The 21,205-nt window shown below is 48.3% G+C and carries 23 protein-coding genes; 11 read left to right on the top strand and 12 right to left on the bottom strand.

Annotation, left to right across the window (positions count from 1 at the left end; translation table 11 throughout):
* Window positions 1-347 precede the first annotated feature (347 nt).
* A complete protein-coding gene (locus tag QZ176_RS09230) occupies window positions 348-872 on the top strand; it encodes a DUF4149 domain-containing protein (RefSeq protein WP_295153039.1) in 525 nt (174 codons plus the stop codon).
* Window positions 862-1,257, top strand: a complete 396-nt coding sequence (locus tag QZ176_RS09225; RefSeq protein ID WP_295153037.1) for a YbgC/FadM family acyl-CoA thioesterase — start codon at window positions 862-864, stop codon at window positions 1,255-1,257. The genes QZ176_RS09230 and QZ176_RS09225 overlap by 11 nt, the downstream gene beginning before the upstream one ends.
* 479 nt (window positions 1,258-1,736) lie before the next feature.
* Here QZ176_RS09225 and QZ176_RS09220 read toward each other — a convergent pair whose 3' ends face one another.
* From QZ176_RS09220 to QZ176_RS09200, 5 genes are read right to left on the bottom strand one after another with little or no spacing between them, the layout of a single operon-like run.
* Complete coding sequence (locus QZ176_RS09220; RefSeq protein WP_295153035.1) at window positions 1,737-2,402, bottom strand: uracil-DNA glycosylase family protein; 666 nt, start codon at window positions 2,400-2,402, stop codon at window positions 1,737-1,739.
* Window positions 2,403-2,409: 7 nt separating this feature from the next.
* Window positions 2,410-3,210, bottom strand: a complete 801-nt coding sequence (prmC, locus tag QZ176_RS09215; RefSeq protein ID WP_295153033.1) for a peptide chain release factor N(5)-glutamine methyltransferase — start codon at window positions 3,208-3,210, stop codon at window positions 2,410-2,412.
* A complete protein-coding gene (locus QZ176_RS09210; RefSeq protein ID WP_295153031.1) occupies window positions 3,197-4,405 on the bottom strand; it encodes a M48 family metallopeptidase in 1,209 nt (402 codons plus the stop codon). Before QZ176_RS09210 ends, prmC begins: the two co-directional genes overlap by 14 nt.
* 5 nt (window positions 4,406-4,410) lie before the next feature.
* Window positions 4,411-6,363, bottom strand: a complete 1,953-nt coding sequence (abc-f, locus tag QZ176_RS09205) for a ribosomal protection-like ABC-F family protein (protein WP_295153029.1) — start codon at window positions 6,361-6,363, stop codon at window positions 4,411-4,413.
* 48 nt (window positions 6,364-6,411) lie between these two features.
* Window positions 6,412-6,621: a hypothetical protein gene (locus QZ176_RS09200; protein ID WP_295153027.1), complete on the bottom strand. Its 210-nt coding sequence runs from the start codon at window positions 6,619-6,621 to the stop codon at window positions 6,412-6,414.
* Window positions 6,622-6,655: 34 nt separating this feature from the next.
* Between QZ176_RS09200 and QZ176_RS09195 the strand changes: the two genes are divergently transcribed.
* Together QZ176_RS09195 and QZ176_RS09190 are read left to right on the top strand one after the other, a co-directional pair.
* A complete protein-coding gene (locus QZ176_RS09195; protein WP_295153025.1) occupies window positions 6,656-6,991 on the top strand; it encodes a hypothetical protein in 336 nt (111 codons plus the stop codon).
* A gap of 84 nt (window positions 6,992-7,075) precedes the next feature.
* Complete coding sequence (locus QZ176_RS09190; protein WP_295153024.1) at window positions 7,076-7,246, top strand: hypothetical protein; 171 nt, start codon at window positions 7,076-7,078, stop codon at window positions 7,244-7,246.
* 789 nt (window positions 7,247-8,035) lie between these two features.
* On the opposite strand, the gene QZ176_RS09185 is transcribed toward QZ176_RS09190, so the two are convergent.
* The 3 genes from QZ176_RS09185 to QZ176_RS09175 all read right to left on the bottom strand — a co-directional run bounded on the left by QZ176_RS09185 (window position 8,036) and on the right by QZ176_RS09175 (window position 9,673).
* On the bottom strand, window positions 8,036-8,167 hold the full coding sequence (locus tag QZ176_RS09185; RefSeq protein ID WP_295153022.1) for a hypothetical protein: 132 nt from the start codon (window positions 8,165-8,167) through the stop codon (window positions 8,036-8,038).
* A 195-nt stretch (window positions 8,168-8,362) separates the two neighbouring features.
* A complete protein-coding gene (locus QZ176_RS09180; protein WP_295153020.1) occupies window positions 8,363-8,662 on the bottom strand; it encodes a hypothetical protein in 300 nt (99 codons plus the stop codon).
* A 24-nt stretch (window positions 8,663-8,686) separates the two neighbouring features.
* The gene (locus QZ176_RS09175) at window positions 8,687-9,673 is read right to left on the bottom strand and encodes an amidohydrolase family protein (protein WP_295153018.1); all 987 of its coding nucleotides are present in this window, start codon (window positions 9,671-9,673) and stop codon (window positions 8,687-8,689) included.
* A 560-nt stretch (window positions 9,674-10,233) separates the two neighbouring features.
* On the opposite strand from QZ176_RS09175, the gene QZ176_RS09170 reads away from it, so the two are divergent.
* Window positions 10,234-11,556, top strand: a complete 1,323-nt coding sequence (locus tag QZ176_RS09170) for an MATE family efflux transporter (protein WP_295153016.1) — start codon at window positions 10,234-10,236, stop codon at window positions 11,554-11,556.
* On the top strand, window positions 11,532-12,998 hold the full coding sequence (locus tag QZ176_RS09165; RefSeq protein ID WP_295153014.1) for a M48 family metallopeptidase: 1,467 nt from the start codon (window positions 11,532-11,534) through the stop codon (window positions 12,996-12,998). Before QZ176_RS09170 ends, QZ176_RS09165 begins: the two co-directional genes overlap by 25 nt.
* 26 nt (window positions 12,999-13,024) lie before the next feature.
* Here QZ176_RS09165 and QZ176_RS09160 read toward each other — a convergent pair whose 3' ends face one another.
* From QZ176_RS09160 to dnaJ, 4 genes are all read right to left on the bottom strand, one after another.
* Window positions 13,025-13,162 carry a hypothetical protein gene (locus tag QZ176_RS09160; RefSeq protein ID WP_295153012.1) on the bottom strand — a complete coding sequence of 46 codons (138 nt, stop codon included), beginning with the start codon at window positions 13,160-13,162 and terminating at the stop codon, window positions 13,025-13,027.
* A complete protein-coding gene (locus QZ176_RS09155) occupies window positions 13,162-13,602 on the bottom strand; it encodes a hypothetical protein (RefSeq protein ID WP_295153010.1) in 441 nt (146 codons plus the stop codon). The genes QZ176_RS09160 and QZ176_RS09155 overlap by 1 nt, the downstream gene beginning before the upstream one ends.
* 214 nt (window positions 13,603-13,816) lie before the next feature.
* Window positions 13,817-15,061, bottom strand: a complete 1,245-nt coding sequence (locus QZ176_RS09150) for a hypothetical protein (protein WP_295153008.1) — start codon at window positions 15,059-15,061, stop codon at window positions 13,817-13,819.
* Window positions 15,062-15,274: 213 nt separating this feature from the next.
* The gene (gene dnaJ / locus QZ176_RS09145) at window positions 15,275-16,366 is read right to left on the bottom strand and encodes a molecular chaperone DnaJ (protein ID WP_295153006.1); all 1,092 of its coding nucleotides are present in this window, start codon (window positions 16,364-16,366) and stop codon (window positions 15,275-15,277) included.
* A 130-nt stretch (window positions 16,367-16,496) separates the two neighbouring features.
* Here dnaJ and QZ176_RS09140 point away from each other — a divergent pair, with 130 nt between their 5' ends.
* The 5 genes from QZ176_RS09140 to QZ176_RS09120 form a co-directional block, all read left to right on the top strand.
* Window positions 16,497-17,168 (top strand): response regulator transcription factor, encoded by a 672-nt coding sequence (locus QZ176_RS09140; RefSeq protein ID WP_295153004.1) that lies wholly within the window; start codon window positions 16,497-16,499, stop codon window positions 17,166-17,168.
* Entirely contained in the window at window positions 17,165-18,406 is a 1,242-nt protein-coding gene (locus QZ176_RS09135; RefSeq protein ID WP_295153002.1) for an ArsS family sensor histidine kinase, read from the top strand. Before QZ176_RS09140 ends, QZ176_RS09135 begins: the two co-directional genes overlap by 4 nt.
* The gene (recR, locus tag QZ176_RS09130; protein WP_295153000.1) at window positions 18,403-18,972 is read left to right on the top strand and encodes a recombination mediator RecR; all 570 of its coding nucleotides are present in this window, start codon (window positions 18,403-18,405) and stop codon (window positions 18,970-18,972) included. The genes QZ176_RS09135 and recR overlap by 4 nt, the downstream gene beginning before the upstream one ends.
* Before the next feature lie 501 nt (window positions 18,973-19,473).
* Complete coding sequence (murC, locus tag QZ176_RS09125; protein ID WP_295152998.1) at window positions 19,474-20,781, top strand: UDP-N-acetylmuramate--L-alanine ligase; 1,308 nt, start codon at window positions 19,474-19,476, stop codon at window positions 20,779-20,781.
* 61 nt (window positions 20,782-20,842) lie between these two features.
* Window positions 20,843-21,205 (top strand): hypothetical protein (locus QZ176_RS09120; RefSeq protein WP_295152995.1); only part of this gene is annotated, 363 nt, incomplete at its 3' end.

Here is a 21,205-nt window from a genome sequence, read left to right as displayed (position 1 = left end):
GTGCGAAACAGAATTGTGATTATACAGAAGCGATGCTTAAAGGGGGCTGAATAATCAAGAGAAATTTTAAAAAACGATTTGGAAAATTTTAAATTTCATAATGAAATTTTATGTTTAGCATGCCTGAGACAAAGTTTATCTCTAGCCTCCGTAAAAATTTTATAAATTTTGTAAACGACCGCATCCAAACTAAAATTTCATTATACCGCGATATGCCGTAATATCGCGACCGCCGACCGCACCCATTCGCCCGTAAAACCCGCTTGCAAAACACTTAAGCGCGCGATTATAAGATTTCGCTATAATCACGTCCGATTTAAAATTTATCAAAATTTAAAAGGATTTCTATGCGCGCAATTTTTTCTATCTATATCTTCATCATCGCAGCCCTTATCGGCATCGAGCTTTCGCTTGGCGCACTCGTTGCGCCCGTGGTATTTTTCCCGCAGCAGATTATCGGAGATGGCGTGCTATCGCACTTTCAAAGCGGCAAGCTAATGAGCGAGATCTTCGTAAAATACGGCGGCATCCTCATCGCAGTCTCGATCATCTGCCTCGTTTTTGAGATGATAAATTTCAACAACAACAAATCGCAATCCTTTCGCTTGCGCCTTTCGACCCTGATGCTGACGCTCATAAATATAATACTTGCCCTACTTTTCGTGCTTTACTTTACCGACTACGTCATAAACGCCCAAAAGATCGGTGCAGAAGCGACGATGACGCCGGAATTTGCCCAAATCCACGCGGCTAGCGAGTGGTGCATGAAACTCATCATCGTGTTTCAAACGGTGCTGTTTTTCGCAAAAATCATCCCCGCCCTGACTGCTAGAGATGTCGCGGCAGCGAAAGACGCGCGGAATGAAGATTAGAATTTACTACGAAGATACCGACGCGCAGGGCATCGTGTATCACGCCAACTACATTAAATTTTGCGAGCGGGCGCGCAGCGAGGCGCTTATGCAAGCAGGAGTGGACTTCGCGCGCGCGGACGCACACTTCGTAGTTAGCGAGCTTTGCGCTAAATTTCTCCGCCCCGCGCGCCTCGGCGACACGCTTGAAATTCGCACGAGCCTAGCCGCGCTCAAAAATGCCAGCGCCCTTTTGCGACAAGAAATTTACAAGATCAAAGATATTAAAAACGTGGATTTTAGCGAGCTTTTATACGCACAGGACGTAAAAATCGCCTTCGTAAAAGACGGCAGGCCGATCAAATTTAGCGCTGAAATTTTAGAATTTTTCAAATCTTTGAGATAAATTTATCTCGCGAGTTCAAATTTACCTAGTCGTGCAGTGCAAACATAGCGCAGATCGGCTTTTAGCGTAAAAGCCACGAATACGCAGAGTTCTTGGACGATAATAAAATTTGCAGGCTAGATAAAATTTTACGACATAAAATTTCGCTCAGCATTGAGGCTAAAATTTAACGCTACGTCGCGACACAAACCCCTCATGCGCCCCAAGATAGCTAGATAAAAAACAAAATTTGAAATATCAGAATTTTGCAATGGCGTTAAATTTTGCCTTACTCCGCCGCTTTATGAAATTTCTCGTCTTCAAATTTAAACCCGCGCAGATCAGGTCTGTGTTTTACTCCGCTAAAATCCCGCTCGCCCGTGAAATTTAAGCAGGCTAAATTCACCCCGTCCGCTCGCACGCTGCAATAAAAATCGCTCGCCCGCGCAAAGCTGCGCGCAAAATCAAAACGGCGCGCAAAGAAAGCGCCAAAATGCGCCTCACAGCAGCTCTTTTATCTTTTGCAGATCCTCTTTGAAAAGCTCCGCCTTGCTCGGATTTTGCGCGATGAATGCGGGATCAAAGCTCGGCACGAAGCTGATGCCGCCCTCGTTAAAGACCGAGCCGTGCAGCGCGTCCATGCCCGCTAAATCGCCGTTTCGCAGCACGATTTTACAGCAGAGCTCCCCTAGGCAAAGCACGACTTTGGGCTTTAAAATTTTGATCTCGTCGGTCAGATAGGGCGCGCATTTTAAAATTATTTCCGAGCTTACGCGCCTATTTTGCGGCACCGCGCACCTTATCAAAAAGCTAAAATAAATTTCTTCCGGCGCGCAAATTTGATCCAGTGCCGCTGCTACCTCAGCCTCCAAGCCGCCGCCGAAACCCTCGCTAACGCCCGGAGATAGAGCTACGATCATAAGTTTTACGTTCGCGGGAGTTTTAGAATTTTTAAAATTTTTGATAGTTTTAAAATTTTTAAAATTTTGCTCGCCGCCTCCCGCGCGCATTTTGGCAAGCTCGCAGAGATTGCACTCTGCGGTAGCGGATCGCAGCGCGTCCAGCGCCTTGAAAAATCGCGCGCCGCCGCTTAAAATTTCAGCGCTTACGTAGCGATAGCCGAACGCTTTGTAATAAAGCAGCCTGCGTAGTTGCGAGTTTTGCACGGCGCACCTACGATCTGTTTAAATTTCGTGCGACGAATCCGCGATCAAACTGCGCCAAATCTTTGTAAAATTCCGCCCTAAAGCCCTGCTCGCGCAAAAACGCCGACAAGCTCTGCTTTTGATCGTAGCCCATCTCGCAGGCTAGAAATTTTGCGCGCCGTACGGCGATCAGCACGATGCGTTTTAAAATTTCATCCCCCTGCTCGCCGCCAAACAGCGCCTGTTTCGGCTCCTGCAGCACGCGCGCGTCCAATGCGTAGGAGTTTGCGATGTAGGGCGGATTTGAGACGATGAGATCAAACTCGCCCGCAATCTCATCTGCGTAGGCGCAGTGCACGAACTCGACGTCCGCACCTAAGCTTGCGGCGTTTGTACGCGCTACCTCAAGCGCATCCGCGCTGATGTCGCTAGCCGTGATGCGGCAAGCGGGAAGTAGCTTTTTTAAGCAGATAGCGATTATACCGCTGCCCGTGCCGATCTCGCAAATGCGCGGCTCGCCCAAGCTCTGCGCCAAAGCAAACGCCTTTTTTACTAAAATTTCGGTCTCGCAGCGCGGTATCAGCACCCGCTCATCGACGTAAAATTTAAAGCCCATAAACTCGCAGCTTTGCGTGATATATTCAAGCGGACGACCGTCTTTAAATTCAACGATCTTAGCGCGAAACTCCGCTTCGTGCGCGAGCTCCTCCGAGCATCTTAGCACGAGCTGCTCATTGCTAAGTCGCTCGCAAAGCTTTAAAATTTCGCGCGCGACGTATTTTGAGCCGCACTGCTCCAGCCCCCATCTTAGCGCCTCAGCGATCCTCATCAAGCTCTCTTATGCGCTCATACAGGCTCGGGTGCGAATGATACACCGCGGCGTAAATTTTATGAGCGAGCGGGAATGCCTTGTTTTCGCTGCCCAGCTTCTTTAGCGCGCCGATCATGCTCTCTTTATCCTGCATGCTCGCGCCATGCCGGTCTGCGCTAAATTCGTGCATGCGGCTAAGCTTGGAGATTATGGGCTCAAAAAACGCATGCAAGATCGGCGCAAACAAAATCATAAAAACCAGCGTCGCGCCGCCGCCCTCGCTAAGCCCCAGCGCGCCGAATACGCCTGCAGGAAGGTTTCCGAATACCGCGAACGTCGCGCCCAAAAGCACGAAGCTAAGCGCTAAATTTTTCAAAACATCGCCGTGTTTGAAATGCCCGAGCTCGTGCCCTAAAACGGCTAAAATTTCATCCTCGCTAAGCTTCTCTATGAGCGTGTCGAAAAGCACGACCTTTTTCGTCGCGCCGAAGCCGCCGAAATAGGCGTTTAGGCGCTTGTCGCGTTTGCTCGCGTCGATCGTAAAAACGCCGCTACTTTTAAAGCCGCAGCGCTGCAAAAGCCCCTCTATGCGCTCTTTTAGCTCACCGTGCTCTAGCGGCTGCATCTTATTAAACAGCGGCGCGATAACGGTCGGATAGATTAAATTTATCAGTAAAACTATGCCGAAGCTTAGCAGAAAGCCCCAGACCCACCAGTGCGCACCCAAGCTATTTACGCAAAAAACGAGCGCAGAGGCTACCGCAAAGCCAAAAACCAGCGTGAGCGCAAGCGATTTTAGCGCGTCTTTTACGAAAACGGCGGGCGTGATCGTGGAAAAGCCTAGGCGCCTGTCTTTAACGAAGGTTTTGTAGATCTCAAGCGGAAGCGATATTGCGCCGCCGATGATTAAAAACGCCGTTACAAAGTAGCTCCCCGCCAAAATCCCGTCGCCCGCTAGATCATATATCGCGCGCTGTAACGCGCCCGCGCCCGCAAGTATCCAAATAAGCGCCACCGCAAACGAAAAGCAGTGCGAAAATATATTAAATTTTAAATTTACCGCGCCGACCTCGCCCGCCTTGCGATAATCCTCCTCGCTAAGCACCACCGCAGGCTCTTTTAGCTTAGCGCGGATGAAGCTTAGCTCAAGCAGATCGAGCGAAATTTTATAAATCGTGTAAAGCGCGTATAAAAAGATCAAAAACCAAACCATCGCGCCTACTTTAGGCTCTCAGCGAGCGAAAGCACTTCGTAATATTCATTTTCCATACTGTTTAACGTTCCTCTTTTTTCTTCAAGCTCTTCAAAAAGCCCCTGCATCCCGAGCTTTTGATAAATTTCAGGCGTCGAAAGCGCGTGATTTAGCTCCTTTATGCGCGCCTCGATAGCCTCGATTTTAGCGGGATATTCTTCTAAAATTTTATTCTGTTTGTAGCTAAGCTTTGCGGCGTTCGTTTTCTCCTTTTTGTTTTCGCGGCCGCCTTCCTCCGCGCTCGCGCTCGCGCCAGCGTCGGCCTCGATCTGGTCAATCTCCGCCATCTCGTCTTCAAACTCCAGATACTGCGAATAGGGCATTTGAATTTGATCGATAACGCCGTTTTTTTCAAAAACCCAAAGCTTATTTGTGATCTTATCGATGAAATAGCGATCGTGGCTTACGATGATTACCGCACCTTCGAAGCTTAGCAGATAATCTTCCAAAATATTGATCGTCGCAATATCAAGATCGTTCGTCGGCTCATCCAAAATCAAGCAATCATACTGCTCGGTAAAGAGCTTCGCAAGCGCCAGGCGGTTCTTTTCGCCGCCGCTAAGAACGCCGACGGGCTTATCCAAAAACTCCTTCGGAAACAAGAAATTTTTCAAATACCCATAGACATGCATGTAGCTGCCGCGGACGCTTATGTGATCGCCGCCGTTGGGGCAAAAAATTTCGATTATGCTTTTATCGTCCGTGATGCCGCTGCGGGTCTGATCGAAGTAGCCGATCCTGATCTCGCCGCGTTTGATCTCGCCCGCATCGATCTTGCTGCGGCCGAGTAGAATTTTAAGCAAAGTGCTTTTGCCCGCGCCGTTAGCGCCTACGATGCCGATGCGCTCGCCCTGCAAAACCCGCGCCGAAAAGCCCTTGAAAAGCACCTTGCCATTTAAAATTTTACCGATATTCGTGCATTCAAAAAGCATCTTTTTGCGATTATCGCCGCCCGTGCCGTTAAAGCTCCTGCTAGCGCGCTCCAGCTCTAGCCGCACGCGACGGATCGCGCCCGGGTTTTTCTTCGCATCCTGCCTCATCTGCATGATACGCGCCTTGCGCCCTTCGTTGCGTTTAAGGCGCGCCTTTACGCCGCGGTGCAGCCACTCCTCCTCGGTGCGCAGCTGTTTAAGCAGCGTCTCGTGGGACTTCTCGAGCGAAGCAAGCATCTCCTGTTTGCGCCTCAGATAGTTCTCATATCCGCCGTCGAAATTTGAAATTTTACCCTCTTCGATCTCGATACTGCGCGTCGCCAAGCGGTCGATGAAGTAGCGATCGTGGCTGATAAAAACGATCGTCTGCTTCGAGCTAAGCAGCATGTCCTCTAGAAATTTCACCATATAGACGTCGAGGTGGTTCGTGGGCTCGTCCAGCAGCAGCACGTCGGGCTTTTTGAGCACCAGCGCGCCCAGCGCCACGCGACGAATTTCGCCGCCGCTAAGCGTGCAGACGGAGCGGTTTTCGTAAATTTTAAGTCCGAAATTTTGCAGCACCTGCTCGATCTTATTATCGATCTGCCAGCCGTCCTTGGCCTCGATAAATTTAATCAGTTCGTCTTGGCGCGCTAAAAGTTCCTTGTTTTCGGGCTGCGCGGCGATTTCGCTTGAGATCGCGTCGTATTCGCTAAGGGCGGCGTAAATTTCAGCTAGCTCCCGCCTCAGCGCGTCTTTGACCGAGAGGTTTTCGTCAAATTTCGGCGTTTGAGCGAGCATCTGGATATTTAGCCCGTTTTGAGTGATCACACGTCCCTCGTCGATCTCGCACAGACCCGCAATTATCTTCATCAGCGTGGATTTACCGCCGCCGTTTTTGCCGATCACGGCAACGCGCTCGTTAGCGTCCAGTGCGAAATTTACGCCGTCTAAAACGACGTGAGAGCCGAATTTTTTCGTAACATCGATAAGCTCGATCAAAGCCAATTTTAAGTTCCTCTAGTGTTAAATTTGATGATTTTACACAAAATTCTATTAAATTTTAATAACTTTTAAGGCTTTAGCGATGCAAAGTTTGGAATTTAACGGCTTGCGCGTAGAAATTTTCGCCCCGCACGCGCCGTCTTTTGCGCCAGCGCCGAATACTCTGCCCGTTGCATCATTTGCCACGCCTATGACGCAGTCCGTCCAGCCCGCTACGTCGTTCGCTACGTCTACGCCACTTCTGTCGTCCGCACCTATCATCTACCTGCACGCCTTGGGGTTTAGCGCGGTCAGTATGGGCGAAATTTACGAGCTCGTCTCGCAACGAAGAGGCGTGGATTTCATGTTCGCGGCGATCTATCTAAACGAGGCGCAGTGGGGCGATAAGCTTAGCCCGTGGGCGGCAAAGTCGCCGTTTAAAGGCGCGCGCTCTTTCGCAGGCGGCGGCGCGGCGCACTTAGAAAAATTTACAGATGAGCTGATCCCGCGTATCGAGCGGCACGTATTCGGCGCGGGCAAACCTGCGTGGCGAGCGTGCGCGGGATACTCGCTGGCTGGGCTTTTTAGCGCGTATGCGACGTTTGCGAGCGATAAATTTCAAAAGATCGCCTGCGTCTCGGCGTCGTTTTGATTTAGCGGCTTTGAGCTCTTCGTCGCCGCGCACTCGCCGCAAAGGGGGCTGGCGCACGTCTACGCGTCCTTGGGCGAGGCCGAGATGAACCCGAAAAATCCATGCGGGGTACTCTGCGGCGAGACGGCGCAAAATTTTATCGCGAAATGCCGCAGTGCGGGCACAAAAGCGGAGTTTGAGCAAAATCCGGGCGGGCATATGCAAGATGAGATCACAAGAATTTCAAAGGCGATTTTAAGCCTCGTAAATTCCTAAAATTCGTGGAAATTTAAAATTTAGCAGAGCGGCTGTCAAGCGACAGGCTCGTCAAAACAGGCGCTGCGAGAGATTGAAACAAACGAGGCGAAAAGCGGCGCGAAGCGCAAATTTAAACCTGGCCGTCGCTAGAATTTCTCGCGCGATGCAATGAAATTTAAAACAAACTCGCATTAAAATTTTATAGCGCAAGCGGTGCGGCAAGAATGGCGCAACGCAATTCGGCGTGAATGGTACAGAACATCGTTGATATTTTAGCAGCTTTGATAAGTGCGATATCGTTTGAGCGTAAATCATGCGACGCGGCGTCGATGCGGCTGAGTGGTGCGATACAATGCGTATTTTAGACAGACTGCTGCTAAATTTTTGCAGGTTGCGCTAGCGGTTTAAAATTTAAAGCAAGCCGTCGTTATAAAATTTAAAGCAAATCATGTCGCAGCTAGGATTTAGCGCGCCTGCGAGCTAAATTTAAACGGCAGCGCGCCGCCGTGTATGACCCGACCGTTTCATTTAGTGCGCCTACGAGCTAAATTTACCGCTGAAATTTCAAAATTTACACTGCACCAACGAGCGCTTCGGCGCTACGATACGCGCCGCTCGGTTTAAATTTTAAAATTTAGTGGGGCGGGCAATTAAACGGCAGGCGCGTCAAAACAGGCGCTGTAAAGTATTTTTAATAGTCCTAAAATATCCGAAATAACAGCAAAAATTCTCGCAAAATCTCCGCAACGACGGCAAAAATTCCTACAAAAATTCCCGCTAAAATTTCCTGCGAAACTGCTGTAAAATTTATCTGCGTTTGATGCCGTAGCCGTCACGATCCACGCACATAAAGCTCGCAGTAGCGCCTCCGTCGCACGCCATCACCACGCCGTCTGCGGCAAATCTATCATCGCAGCCGATCTCGTAGTCTTTTTTCACCGCCTCGCTCGCAGGACCCTCGAAAATCTCGTAAAATTCCGAGACAAACCCGTCTTTGTAGTAAATAGGGGTTTTGTCCTCGCCCTCCCAGATACTTACGCCCTGCGCATTTGCGCTTTTTGCTTTGGCTTTAAAGTCCCAAAATCCCAGCCTAGGATTTTTAAAACAGCGCGCTCATTCGTCTTTTCGTCTATACTATAAAAACTCACACTTTGGTTTTTGGTCTTTATTCACGGCTCTCATACTTGAGACCTCGTCGCCGTCGAAACGGACGTCAAAAAAAACTCCTTCAGGTTTTATCTTGCGCGCAAAATCGCGCAGAGCTAAAATTTGAGCTCGATTTTGCTCGTAATTTTTCGCTAGGCCCGGCTCTGCCGAACCTACCGTGACGTTTAGATAAACGACCATTCCTGCGACTAGCAAAAGCAAAGAGATGAAACAAAATTTTACGATATTACAAATAGCCGAAGTAAAGGAATTTATAGATTTTAACACGCTTGTATCCTTAAATTTCACCGTCTATGCAAAGGGCAAAATTTTTTTGTAGTTGCTCCACAGCTCGCTATCCTCGCCGAAATACGCGAGCAGTCCGCGTGCGTTGCGATCGAAAGGGTTGGGCTCTTTATGCAGCGCGATACGCTGCGACAGGCGCAGATCGTAGGTGTTGTATATCGCAGAATACGGCACCGGAAAGTCCGAAGCGTAAAGCAGGCGCGAGTGCACGTCCGTTTGGCTCGCCAGATGCGGCAGAGCCTTGGCGCGCACCGGCGTCATCAGAGCAGAAACGTCGGCGTATAGGTTTTTGTGCGTGCGCAGAAGCGCCAGAAGCGCGAAATAATCGTGTCCGAAATTTCGCGGACGGCGCGAGAGCGCACGAAAAATATGCGAATATTCGTAGTTAATCGCCATGTGCGCGCACACCGTCGTGACGCCCAACTCAAGCGGTGCGTAGATCATCTCCAGCGCTTCGCAGCGGCGAGTGCTCGGCACCGAGCTTTCGTTTCCGACGTGGATCACCAGCGGCAAGCCGAGCTTGGCGAGCTTTTCAAAATACGGCACGTAGCGAGGCAGCCTCGTATCCAGATCCCAATAGTTTTGTAAAAATTTCGCCCCCTTAAATCCGAGCTCAAAGCAGCGATCGATCTCATCTAGCGCATCCGCTCGCTTCGGATTGATGCTAAAAAACGGCACGATGAGACCCGGATTTTTTTGATAAATTTCAAACACGCTGTCGTTGTCCGCACAGACGGTCTTATCGCGATGGATTAGCTCGCCCGTATCGCTAAATTTAGCATCCACGCCGAAAAGCACCGCCTTTTTAACGTATTTCGAAGCTCTAAGCCCGCCTAGCAGAGCGTCCACATAGGCTTCATAGGGTTCTTTGATCGCGCGCGATACGTCTATGCCGAAGCGCCTGCCGAAAAGGCGCAGCGCGAGCCTGTCGTAAGGGCGGTCGAAGCGCACCTCCTTGCTTAGCAGATGGACGTGAAAATCAAGCGTTTGCATCGGGGATCCTTGGGAAAATTTTGCCGAGTTTATATCAAATTGCAGTAAATGGTTAGAATTTTAAATTCGGGTTTAAATTTACGCACCGCGCCCTGCCGCGCATAGAATTTAGCGCGGACGTAGTCCGCCCCTTATAAAGCGTCGTCGGAGGTTAAGTGGGGGTTTGGGGGCGGAAAGGGGAGCGACCTCGCAATTCAAGCCTCCTTTACGCCCCCCCCCAAGATATTCCATCTATACGTAAACGCAATAGTACGTTCAACAAAATCAGGATTTACACAACTAGAGTTTTAAACAAAATTTTAAAATGCAAAATTGCAAAATTCTACTAATTGAAATTTATAACTTTACAGCCAAATTAATAGAATTATGCAGCGAAAGTTTAGCACTCCATGTTATCGAACTTGCCGTACGAATATTTTTTTGTGGATGGAATATTTAAGGAAAAATAGGCAAAGGGCAAAGTATGTAAAAGAGCGATTACGCACAAAATAGCCGATGTTGATACAAAAGCAAACCTAAAAGAATTTTCGGCTACAATTTCCCGCAAATAAAGGCAAAATATGAAAGAAATCTCGCTACTAAGGCTCTCGCTCGCAATCTACGTCGATATGTTTTTGCGCCTAGTGACTACGTTTATCAACACCTACATGATCTCGCGCGTGGACGTCTCGCTAGTAGGCGCGCTGGGGGCGGGCAACGAGATATTTTTGCTCTTCATCACCGTTTTCGGCTTTCTGGCCGTGGGCTGCTCGGTTCTCGTAGCGCAGGCGCTGGGGGCGAAAAATAAAGTCCTAGCGATGCGCGCGATCCACACGAGCATCGCATTCAACGCGCTAGTGGGGCTTTGTAGCGGCGTTTTCGTCTTTAGCTGCGCGCCGTTTTTGCTACACGCGCTACAGGTGCCCGCCGAGCTTTTGAGCGAAAGCGCGATCTATCTTAAGGTCATCAGCATCGTCTTTGCGATAGACGCCGTCGCGATCGTACTTAGCGCCATCGTGCGCGTTTACGGATACGCAAATTTCATCATCGCAGTCTCCGTGGTGATGAATCTAGTAACTCTCGCGGGCAACTACGTCGTGCTCTTTCGGCCGTTCGGACTGCCGTACTATGGGCTTGAGGGCATCGGCGTAAGCACGATCGCGGGGCGCATGATCGGCGTATTTTTATTCTTTCTCATCATCACGAAGGTGCTAAAGATAAAATTTTACCTCACGATGTTTTTAAAGATCAAGCTCGCCACGCTGCGTAAAATTCTATCCGTAGGGCTTCCGAGCGCTGGCGAAAACATGCTGTGGATCGTGCAGTATCTAGTCGCCTTCGCCTTCGTAGCGAGCATGGGCGAGGCGAGCCTTACCGTGCAGACGATCTATTTTCAAATTTCATCATTCATCTTCTTCGGCGGAAGCGCGATCAGCATGGCAAACGAAGTGATCGTAGGCCGCCTCGTGGGCGCCGCCAAGCCGCAGGAGGCGTACCGGCACACTTTTACCGCGCTGCGCTTCGGGCTCGGGGCTACGGCGCTTTTCGTCGCGATCGTGTTTTTAGCGCGCGAGCAGATCATGGAGATGTTAAGCCTAAGCGAGGCGCACAAGCAGGTCATGCGGCCGCTTTTTTACCTCACGTTGGGGCTTGAGTTCGGACGGACGCTTAATATCGTGTTCGTAAACGCCCTGCGTGCAAGCGGCGACGCGAGGTTTCCCTTTGCGATGGGCGTGATCTTTATGTGGGGCGTCTCGATCCCAGTGGGCTGGCTTTTGGGTATTCATCTAGGGTATGGAATTTTGGGCGTTTGGATCGGGTTTTTCTGCGACGAGTGGCTGCGCGGCAGCGCCAATACGGCGCGATGGATAAGTAAAAAATGGCAGAGCAAAAAGTTAGTCTAAATTTGCTAGGCTTGCCGATCAGTCTGCGCTTTAAGCGGATGAAATACGCGCGCATCCGCATCAATAAAGAGTGTGAAATCAGCGTCAGCGTGCCGCGCTCCTACACCGCGGCGCAGGCGAAAGACTTCATCCTAAAGCACGAAAGCTGGATCCGCCAAACGCTTGCGCGGCTGCAAAGCAAGCTACTAGCGAGCGATCAGGTTAAAATTTTAGGTAAAATTTACAAGCTGAAATTTAGCCGCAAGGTCGAGCTCGGTACAAACTGCAGCGCGAATGAAAGTTTAGGCGATAGCAGCGCGCGGAGCTGCGTAGATGACGATGCGAGTAACGCCGCGGGCGGCGGCACGGGAAGTGAAATTTTAAAATTTTACTCGGGCGAACGCACTTCGCAAAGTGGTGCGGCGGGCGAGGATTTGAAATTTAACCTACCTGGCGATGCAGCGCAAGGGCTCGCGCAACAGAGCAAAATGCGACAAGGCGGCGGGTTTATAAATACTGCAGCGCAAAATGGCGCAGCGGACGCAGATTTGGAATTTAATCTCGCGCGAGAGGACGCAAGCCTGGAAGGCGGCGAAAATTTAAAATTTAACCCAAATGCTTTGGGCGCGCGGGGGCAAAATTTAAATCGCGGCGGCGCACAAAATTTAGCGGGCGAGGAATTTTTCAAATCGAGCCGTATCCGGACAGAAGCGCTAGAGCAAAACGGCGGCGAGCAATCCTACGGCGAAAATTTAAAATTTCACTCGGACGGACGCGTTTCACAAAGCAGTGATGGGAGCAAATTTAACTCCGCCTCAAGCGGTGAAATTTTAAAATTTAATCCTGCCGCAAGGGGCGAAATTTTGAAATTTAAACCTATCGCGGGTGAGGGAATTTCAAATTTTAAACCCGCTGCAAGCGGAGAAATTTCAAATTTTAGCTCTGTCATGGGCGAAGACATTCCGTTCATGAGCGAAAAAATTTCAAAATCCGCGAGTGAAAATGCGCCGCAAAATGTAGCACAAAGCGTGCAAATGTCGGAGCGCGACGAGCCCGATTTTACGATCAAAAATTTTATCCGAAGTTCTAAATTTAAAGATAAAATTTTTATCTCACGAGACGCGATCTTTTGCGAGAACGAGGGCGAGTTTGCGGCGTTTAAAAAGGCCTTTGCGCTTGAGCTTTATCTGCGCTATATCGCGAAGCTTTCCCCGCAGATAGACCGCAAGATCGCGCGGGTGCGGGTGCGCAAAATGCAGACGCGCTGGGGCAGCTGCAACCACGCCAAGGGCTATCTCAACTTCTCGCTAAGCCTGATAGAGCGGGATCGGCGCTTCGTCGAATACGTCGTGCTGCACGAGCTCGCGCACCTCATTCACGCAAACCACGGAGCGGACTTTTACGCGCTCATCGCGCAGATCATGCCCGATTTTAGGGCACGTATCAAGCTAGGCAAGGGCTAATTTGCGAACGGGCGCTCGCTTAAATTTTATGCCACTGCGTCGCGGTTCTTGCCGCAGTCGATAAATTTCAACCGATCTTCCGTCACGCCGTAGCAGGCCGCAGCCAGTCCGAACTTACGCGGCGCAGGCGGCGAAATTTCGCAAATTTTCTCGGGCCCAAACATTAATCCAAAGCCGCGAATTCCACGTATTTCTCCATTGCAACCAGCAGGAGCCAGCGCGCGGTAGGGCTGAAAAAATAGTGGTGTTCGGGAACCTGCTCCATTATAAATTTTAAAAAATCGTAAAAATATTCAGGCGCAAATTTAACCTCGGCGCTCGTTAAACTATCGCCCAGATAGCAGATTTCGCCGCCTAAAATCCTCGCTTTTACCGCGGGGTTTGCGTCTGTGAAGTTCCCGGCGTCGGCAAAGCTCAGGCAGTCCGCGGTCGCGTAATCTTTCAACCCCCGTAAGACGGGCTTGGAGCCGACGAAGGTGAAATTTTCCTCTATAAATTTCACTCCGCCCTCGCTCACCTGCCAGCGATCGCCCAAGCTCGATAAAAACGCAAACATCTCATCATCCGCGGATCTGAAATTTGCAGGCTCATTTTTGCGATCCATCTTTGTCCTTTTTAAATTCATAGTTGCTTTTATTTTGAAATTTTTACGATAAAGAACAGAAAATATGTTTGATTTAATCTTTTTAAAATCATTATATTAAATTAGGCTAATCAAGGTTTTCCGAGCTCTTTTTATTTCAAGCGAAATCCTTTACCGCCCTTTAAAATTCAACCAATTCAAATAATCGTTCTTTCTTTATTTTTTTGAACTTTATTTATTTGTTATCATCAGCGAACTGCTCTTTGACAAGATCTTTGATATCGCTTTTAATACTTTTAGTATCAACTATTGAATCCTCACCCAGCTTCTGAAATTTTTCTTTATCTGCCTTCGTATATTCCTGTTCATCATCATATTTTTTTGTGATCAACCGAATCATCTTGCGACGCAAAAACTTCTCATCTCTAACATTTGACCTCTCTTTGATCCACCCAATTAGTAATACCATCAACATTATAAAACCAATATAACCTAGAATTGGATACATAATCGATACTAATTTTTTAAAGCCCATAAAGGATAATATATACCCTACAACTACGGTGCCAATCATAATTGGATAAAAACGTTTTGATTGATTAGATGAGAAACGTTTTGCTAAGGCATAGAATAAACTGAAAGCAGTATTAAAGATCAAGCCGAAGATAACAAGTGCATACACAAACGCAAATGCAGGGTGAATCTGTTTGGCAATAGCCAACATAGGAATATCAACAGTCGTTGCAAGTTTTACATTTGCATATAAGATACAGGTTGTAACTGTGATGATAATACCGATTATAAATCCACCCAAAGTACCACCTTTTTCTGCTACACCAATCCTCATAATGGATCCCCCTAATACAAAAGCCATTGATACACCTGTCATAACGCAGAGCGAAAAATAATTCAGAACAGAAAACCAGATATTTGGCATTGGAGTAGAGATTGTATTTGCAATTGTTTCTAATTCTTTAAAATCAAAACGTTGACTTGCAAAGGTATACACTGCCATAATCATAATCATGATAAAAATAATAGGCGTAAATATTCCGATCACATTCGTGATTTTTTCAAAATCAAGAAAGCTAACAAGGATTATCAATACGGCACATAGGAGTGCTCCTGACCAGAATGGCATACCAAATTGCTGATTAAGATTTGATCCAGCCCCGGCAATCATGACAAAACCTACCACAAAACAGCAAATAATTAAAGAAATATCAAGAATTTTATTAGTGATAGATCCAGCAATTTGTGAAAGAACTTCAAAGTGATCATTGGATCTAAAATAACTACCGAATGTAATAATGATTTTACCAAAGACGGCATTGAGGATACCAAGAATAACGGCTCCAAGAATACCCCATTTGCCAAAACTGACGAAATATTGCATCAGATCCTGACCGGACGATAATCCAGCACCGACAATAACCCCAACATATGCTAACGCTACATTTAAAATTTGTTTTAACATCATCCTACCTCTTAATTATAAAAATTTTAATTTGCTTTACTAATATTAAGAATCTTTAAATTTAAATAATATTAAATGCTAATTAAATTTTATCCAAATAATGACACGAAATTTACACCGAAATTACATCCAAACTCTTAGCGAGATTCCAAGCGAAAATCCCGTACTTTGGTGAATAAAACCGCAAGACCGCCGCGCAAGACAGATCAAGACAGCTTACTTGAAAAAATTCTTGATTTTATCGAGTATCCCCTCGTCGTCTCCGCCCTTGCTGCCGAAGCTTTCTTGAAGCTCGCGCAAAAGCGCCTCCTGCTTCTCATTCAATTTTTTAGGCGTCTGGACGTTTACCTGCACGATCAGATCGCCGTTTTTCTTGGTGCGGATATTCGGCGCGCCCTCACCATAGATCGTGAAGCGCTGCTTGTCCTTGGTGCCTACTTTGAGCTTCAGCTCCGCCTTGCCGCGCGGCGTCGGCACCTCAATGCTCTCGCCCAAGATCGCCTGCGTGAAAAACACCGGCACCTCGATATACAGGTCATCTCCGTCGCGTAGGAAGTGGCCGTCCTCCTTCACGCGCACTATCACGTATAGATCCCCGATCTCGCCGGTTTTAGAGACGTTGCCCTTGCCGCTTAGGCGCACGCGCTGTCCGTCGTCAATGCCTGCGGGGATGTCAAATTTAAGGCTCACGTCCTCTTCTGTAAAGCCCTTGCCGCCGCAATCCTTACACCTGTCTTTTACGATCTCTCCCGTACCACCGCATTCGGAGCAGCTTTGGATAAAGCTCATATAGCCGCGTCTGACCGCGACGCGCCCAGTACCGCCGCAAGCGGAGCAAGTATGTCTTTTTTTGTCTTTCGAGCCGGTAGCGTCGCAGGTAGAGCACGGCTTTTTAATCTTGTATTTTATCTCCTTGTGTACGCCCTCTAAAGCCTCTTTAAACTCCAGCGTTACGGCTAGCTCGGTATCTATGCCGTATGGATCGCTAGGGCGAGTCGAGCGACCTCCGCCGAATGCTTGCTCGAAAAAATCGCCGAAAATGGAGCCGAAGTCAAATCCTCCGCCGCCCGCGCCGCCGTATGCGCCGCTGATGCCCTCTTTGCCGTAGCGATCATACATCCTGCGCTTTTGATCGTCGCTTAAAATTTGATACGCTTCGTTGATCTTTTTAAATTTCTCCTCCGACTCCTTGTCGCCTTGGTTGCGGTCGGGATGGAATTCCAAAGCGAGCTTTCGAAACGCCTTTTTTATCGTCTCGGCGTCCGCATCGCGCGCCACGCCTAAAATTTCATAATAATCTTCTTCCACGAAATTCTCCTTAAGCTATAACAAAAGGGGCAATTTTATCTAAATTTAATAAAACTCAAGTTAAGACTTAACTATTTTTATGTATAATGCAATATTTAAAATTTCAAATCAACGATGCAAAGGATAAAAAATGATAAATGTATTGATGATAGAAGACGACAGCGAGTTCGCACAGCTTCTAACCGAATATCTGGCTAAATTTAACATCCAAGTTACAAACTTCGAAGACCCGTATCTGGGCATTAGCGCTGGGATCAAAAACTACGATCTGCTGATTTTGGATCTTACGCTTCCGGGGATGGACGGACTTGAGGTTTGCAAAGAGATCCACGAGAAATACGACATTCCGATCATCATCAGCTCGGCTAGAAGCGACGTGAGCGATCGCGTCGTAGGCCTTCAGATCGGTGCGGACGATTATCTACCCAAGCCTTATGATCCAAAAGAGATGCACGCGCGCATCATGAGCCTCATCCGCCGCTATAAAAAAGCTAGCGAGAAGGAAGAAACCGCCACGGATAGCGTATTTCGTATCGATGATAAGCGCCATGAAATTTACTTCGGCGAGGAATCGCTAGTGCTAACGCCTGCGGAGTATGAAATTTTAGAATACCTAATCAAGCAGCATAGCTTTTCGGTATCTCGCGAGCAGCTCGTATACCATTGCAAGAGCCTAAAAGATAAGGACTCAAAGAGCCTAGATGTTATCATCGGACGCCTACGCACCAAGATCGGCGACAGCTCCAAAGCGCCTAAGCATATCTTTTCGGTTCGCGGTATCGGCTACAAGCTCATCGGATGAAACACTCCTTAATCACTAAAATTTCGGTTTTTTTTGTAATCGCGATCATCTTAGTCTGCGTGCTTTTCATCACGTTCGCACGGATGCAGATGAATAGAGCCCTAGGCAGCATGCAGGCTAATCAAATAAACGCGGTCAATAATCTACTTGAGCTATACAAGCGTAATGCACCTCCCAGCGATATTGAGCGCTACTTCTCCAGCTATGGCTTGGAGCTTGTAAAAGACAAAAATATCATCCAAAACATCATCACGAGCGGTAAAATTTTTTTCGTCCAAGACACTTCTATTGGCGAGTTTAGCTCGGTCGAGTATAATAATTCACTGTTTTTAAATATCAAAAACAACTCTTTCGTCGTTGTTTTCGAAAGCCTTGGCACGAAGAATTTAAACGATCCGCTCTGGGTCGGATTTCTGCTTACGATGGCGGTTTTAATCTCGCTTTATTTATCGATCGTGCGAAGTTTTACGCCGCTAAAAAAACTAAGCAAAAATATCAAAAAATTCGCCCAGGGCAACTTGGACGTAAATTTAGCCGCCACGCATAGCGAGGACGAGATCGGGCAGGTCGCGCAGGAATTTAACAACGCGATTGCCAAAATTCAAGAGCTGATCCGCTCGCGCCAGCTGTTTTTACGCACCATCATGCATGAGCTTAAAACCCCGATCGGCAAGGGCAGGCTCATCACCGAAATGCTAGATGACGAAACACAAAAAGAGCGGCTCGTTAATGTCTTTGAGCGGCTTGAAATTTTAATCAACGAGTTTGCCAAAATCGAGCAGCTGCTCTCAAAAAGCTACTCGCTCAACTATCAGGATTATCATTTCAGCCTCATTTTAGAGCAAGTAAAAGATATGTCGATGCTCGATAATTGGGACGAGCTCATTAGCACGGATATCGAGTGCGACGCGGTGATAAACGTGGATTTCGGGCTGTTTGCACTAGCGATTAAAAATTTAATCGATAACGCCCTAAAATACTCCAGCGATAAAAAAGTCCGCATCATCTGCGATGAAAACAAAGTAAGCGTCGCCAACCGCGGCGCAGCGCTTGCAAAATCATTCGAGCACTACAAGCAAGCCTTTATCAGAAATAAAGACGAGAAAGCCACCGGCATGGGGCTTGGGCTCTATATCATCGATAAAATTTGCGAGCTGCACAAATTCCGCTTCGAGTACAATTACAGCGACGGCACTCACTACTTCTCGATAGTATTTTCGCCGAAGGGCGCCATATGAGCGGCACAGACAGGTTCGAAGAGCTCGTCGCGAGCTTTGAAAAGCTTCCTGGCGTGGGCAAAAAGTCCGCCCTGCGCTTTGCCTACTACGTAAGCGTGCAAAACTCCTTTCTGGGGCTAAATTTAGCGCACAATATCGAAGAGGCGGTGCGCGGACTGCACAGATGCCGCATCTGCGGTGCGGTATGCGAGGGCGAGATCTGCGAATACTGTGCCGATGAGGAGCGCGAGAGCGATAAAATTTGCATCGTCGAAAACCCCAAAGATATCTTTATTTTAGAGAGTAATAAAATTTACGACGGGCGCTACTTCGTGCTAGAAAGTGCGAGCGAAGAGACGGTGAGCGCGCTGCGCGACATGGTGAGCCGAAACGGCGCGCGCGAGCTGATATTTGCGCTGACGCCGGGCATCAACTCCGACGGCATCATGCTCTACGTCGAAGACAAGCTCGCGGATCTGGGTTTGAAATTTACTAAGCTCGCTCAGGGCGTGCCTACGGGCGTTAGCTTAGACAACGTCGATATGCTCTCGCTAATAAAGGCGATCAACGGGCGCACCGATATTTAAAATTTCGACGAAATTTTAAATTTAGCGGCTAAATTTAAAGCGCAAAGCGGCGAATAAGTTTTGCCGCGTAGCCCAAGCGGCGAAATTTGAGGCGTAAATTTAAATAGTGGACGTGCGATGAACGCGATGAAATTTATTAAAATTTACGCGGCTTCGGTGCGCGATACGATGCGGCATGCGCGGCAGCGCCCCGCTCGCCGCAAGGTTTTAACGGCAGATTTGAGCCGTAAAATTTAAGCGCTTTCGTTTCAAAGCGGAGTTTTAAGCGCGGAATTTTGAGCGCTAAATTTTAAAAGGCGAAATTCTAAACGGCGAATTTCTAGAGCTAAATTTTAAAAGCGCTTTCGAAAGTAGCAAGACGGGATTACACGACGCCGCGAGTTCGTAAAATTTAAAGGCGAATTTCAAGGTGCGGAATGGTTTAAATTTTTAAATTTCGCCGGCGCAAGCGGGATTTAAAAATTTAAACGTAATTTTCTATTATAATATTTAAGGACAAAGGTGAAAAAGGTTCATTTTATCGGCATCGGCGGCATAGGAATATCGGCATTAGCGAGATTTTTACACGAGAAAAATTTTATCATCTCAGGCTCTGACATCAAAGAGAGCGAGACGACCTACAAGCTAAGAGCGGACGGCATGGAGATCATCACTCCGCACGATGCTTCGGCGATCAAAGATCAGGAGATCGTCATCTACTCCGCTGCGATCAAAGAGGACAACGTCGAGCTGCAAGCCGCACGCAAAAAGGGTATCGTCTGCCTCTCGCGCAAGGAAGCCCTGCCCTTCGTGCTAAAAGACAAGCGCGTCTTCGCAGTCGCCGGCGCGCACGGCAAAAGCACCACGAGCGCGATAACCTCGGCGCTGATAAACGGCTCGGTTATCATCGGCGCGATCTCCAAGCAGTTCGGCTCGAATATGAAATACGAAAACAGCGAAAACATCATCTTCGAAGCCGACGAGAGCGATTCGAGCTTTTTAAATTCCAACCCCTACGTCGCGGTCGTGACCAACGCTGAGCCCGAGCATATGGATCATTACGACAACGATTTGGATAAATTTCACGCGGCGTATCGCGGCTTTTTGGAGCGCGCTAAGATCCGCGTGATAAACGCCGAGGACGAGTTTTTAAGCTCGATAAAGCTCGGCTGTATCAAGCTCTTTCCTTCGCGCGATATAACGGATCTAAAGGTGCTGCTACGCGATCATCAGCCGTTTATGAGCTTTAATCTTAAAGAGCTCGGACGCTTCGAGGTTTACGGGCTAGGAAGGCACATCGCCATAGACGCGTCGCTGGCGATCCTAGCCGCAGCGTGCGAGACGGGGCTAGAGCAGATCCGCAAAAATTTACTGAATTACCAAGGGATCAAAAAGCGCTTCGACATCCTGTGCGCCACCCCAAACTTCGTGCTCATCGACGACTACGGCCACCATCCTACCGAGATCAGAGCGACGCTGCAAAGCGCGCGCGAATACGCTAGCCTGCTAGGTCTTAGCAAGATCACGGCGATCTTTCAGCCGCACCGCTTCAGCAGACTTAAGGCGAATTTAAACGCTTTTAAAGAGTGCTTTGCGGGCGTGGAGGAGTTAGTCGTACTGCCCGTTTACGCTGCGGGCGAGCCTAGTAACGGCATCGATCTAAAAGAGGAGTTTAAGGGACTGGGCGCGCTATTTACCGAGCGGGTCTTTAGAAACGGCGAGAAGATAGAATTTAGCGATATTTTCGGCGTCCGCCACATCATAAACGACGGGCTCGTGATCGGATTTGGCGCAGGCGACATCACCTATCAACTGCGCGGAGAATTTTAAGCTTGAAAACTCTCACCGAATTTACGAGCCAAACTCCGCTGCGGGCGGGCAAGGATAAAATTTGAGATTTTTAATATTTATTTTCGCATTTTTATTTATCGCGGCGATCTTTTTCGTGCGGGACGAAATTTTAAGCAAAAGGGCTAAAATCATCGCCACGGCGTTGATCGTGCTGCTGTGCGCGGGGGCGTATTTTTACGAAAGCGCGAGCGAGCGCTCCGCCAAGCTTGAGGAGGAGATGGTGTTTAAATTTAACGCGGGCGCCAGATTAAGATGCGGCGGCGCGATAAATTCCGCTTCTGAAACGCGCGGCGCGGCAAATTCCTCTCCCGAAAAACATAGCGCAGATACGAAAAATTTGGGCTCGCAAGTCGATGAAGTAAATTTAAATGCGCAGGACAAGGTCGCTTCTGCCGCACAAAGC

The organism is uncultured Campylobacter sp., assembly GCF_905373215.1.
Taxonomy (GTDB): Bacteria; Campylobacterota; Campylobacteria; order Campylobacterales; family Campylobacteraceae; genus Campylobacter_B.
Note: the sequence above shows the minus strand (reverse complement) of the source record. Positions and strands in the feature narration are given on the sequence as shown.

Bases quoted from the DNA above. Each gene is read 5' to 3' on its own strand.
- QZ176_RS09165 (WP_295153014.1), top strand. From the start codon at position 11,532: ATGGCAGAGCAAAAAGTTAGTCTAAATTTGCTAGGCTTGCCGATCAGT.
- QZ176_RS09200 (WP_295153027.1), bottom strand. From the start codon at position 6,621: ATGATAGGTGCGGACGACAGAAGTGGCGTAGACGTAGCGAACGACGTA.
- QZ176_RS09135 (WP_295153002.1), top strand. From the start codon at position 17,165: ATGAAACACTCCTTAATCACTAAAATTTCGGTTTTTTTTGTAATCGCG.
- QZ176_RS09230 (WP_295153039.1), top strand. From the start codon at position 348: ATGCGCGCAATTTTTTCTATCTATATCTTCATCATCGCAGCCCTTATC.
- QZ176_RS09150 (WP_295153008.1), bottom strand. From the start codon at position 15,061: ATGATGTTAAAACAAATTTTAAATGTAGCGTTAGCATATGTTGGGGTT.
- QZ176_RS09195 (WP_295153025.1), top strand. From the start codon at position 6,656: ATGGGCGAAATTTACGAGCTCGTCTCGCAACGAAGAGGCGTGGATTTC.
- QZ176_RS09160 (WP_295153012.1), bottom strand. From the start codon at position 13,162: ATGTTTGGGCCCGAGAAAATTTGCGAAATTTCGCCGCCTGCGCCGCGT.
- prmC (WP_295153033.1), bottom strand. From the start codon at position 3,210: ATGAGGATCGCTGAGGCGCTAAGATGGGGGCTGGAGCAGTGCGGCTCA.
- QZ176_RS09170 (WP_295153016.1), top strand. From the start codon at position 10,234: ATGAAAGAAATCTCGCTACTAAGGCTCTCGCTCGCAATCTACGTCGAT.
- QZ176_RS09175 (WP_295153018.1), bottom strand. From the start codon at position 9,673: ATGCAAACGCTTGATTTTCACGTCCATCTGCTAAGCAAGGAGGTGCGC.
- QZ176_RS09225 (WP_295153037.1), top strand. From the start codon at position 862: ATGAAGATTAGAATTTACTACGAAGATACCGACGCGCAGGGCATCGTG.
- recR (WP_295153000.1), top strand. From the start codon at position 18,403: ATGAGCGGCACAGACAGGTTCGAAGAGCTCGTCGCGAGCTTTGAAAAG.
- QZ176_RS09140 (WP_295153004.1), top strand. From the start codon at position 16,497: ATGATAAATGTATTGATGATAGAAGACGACAGCGAGTTCGCACAGCTT.
- QZ176_RS09210 (WP_295153031.1), bottom strand. From the start codon at position 4,405: ATGGTTTGGTTTTTGATCTTTTTATACGCGCTTTACACGATTTATAAA.
- QZ176_RS09190 (WP_295153024.1), top strand. From the start codon at position 7,076: ATGAACCCGAAAAATCCATGCGGGGTACTCTGCGGCGAGACGGCGCAA.
- QZ176_RS09155 (WP_295153010.1), bottom strand. From the start codon at position 13,602: ATGGATCGCAAAAATGAGCCTGCAAATTTCAGATCCGCGGATGATGAG.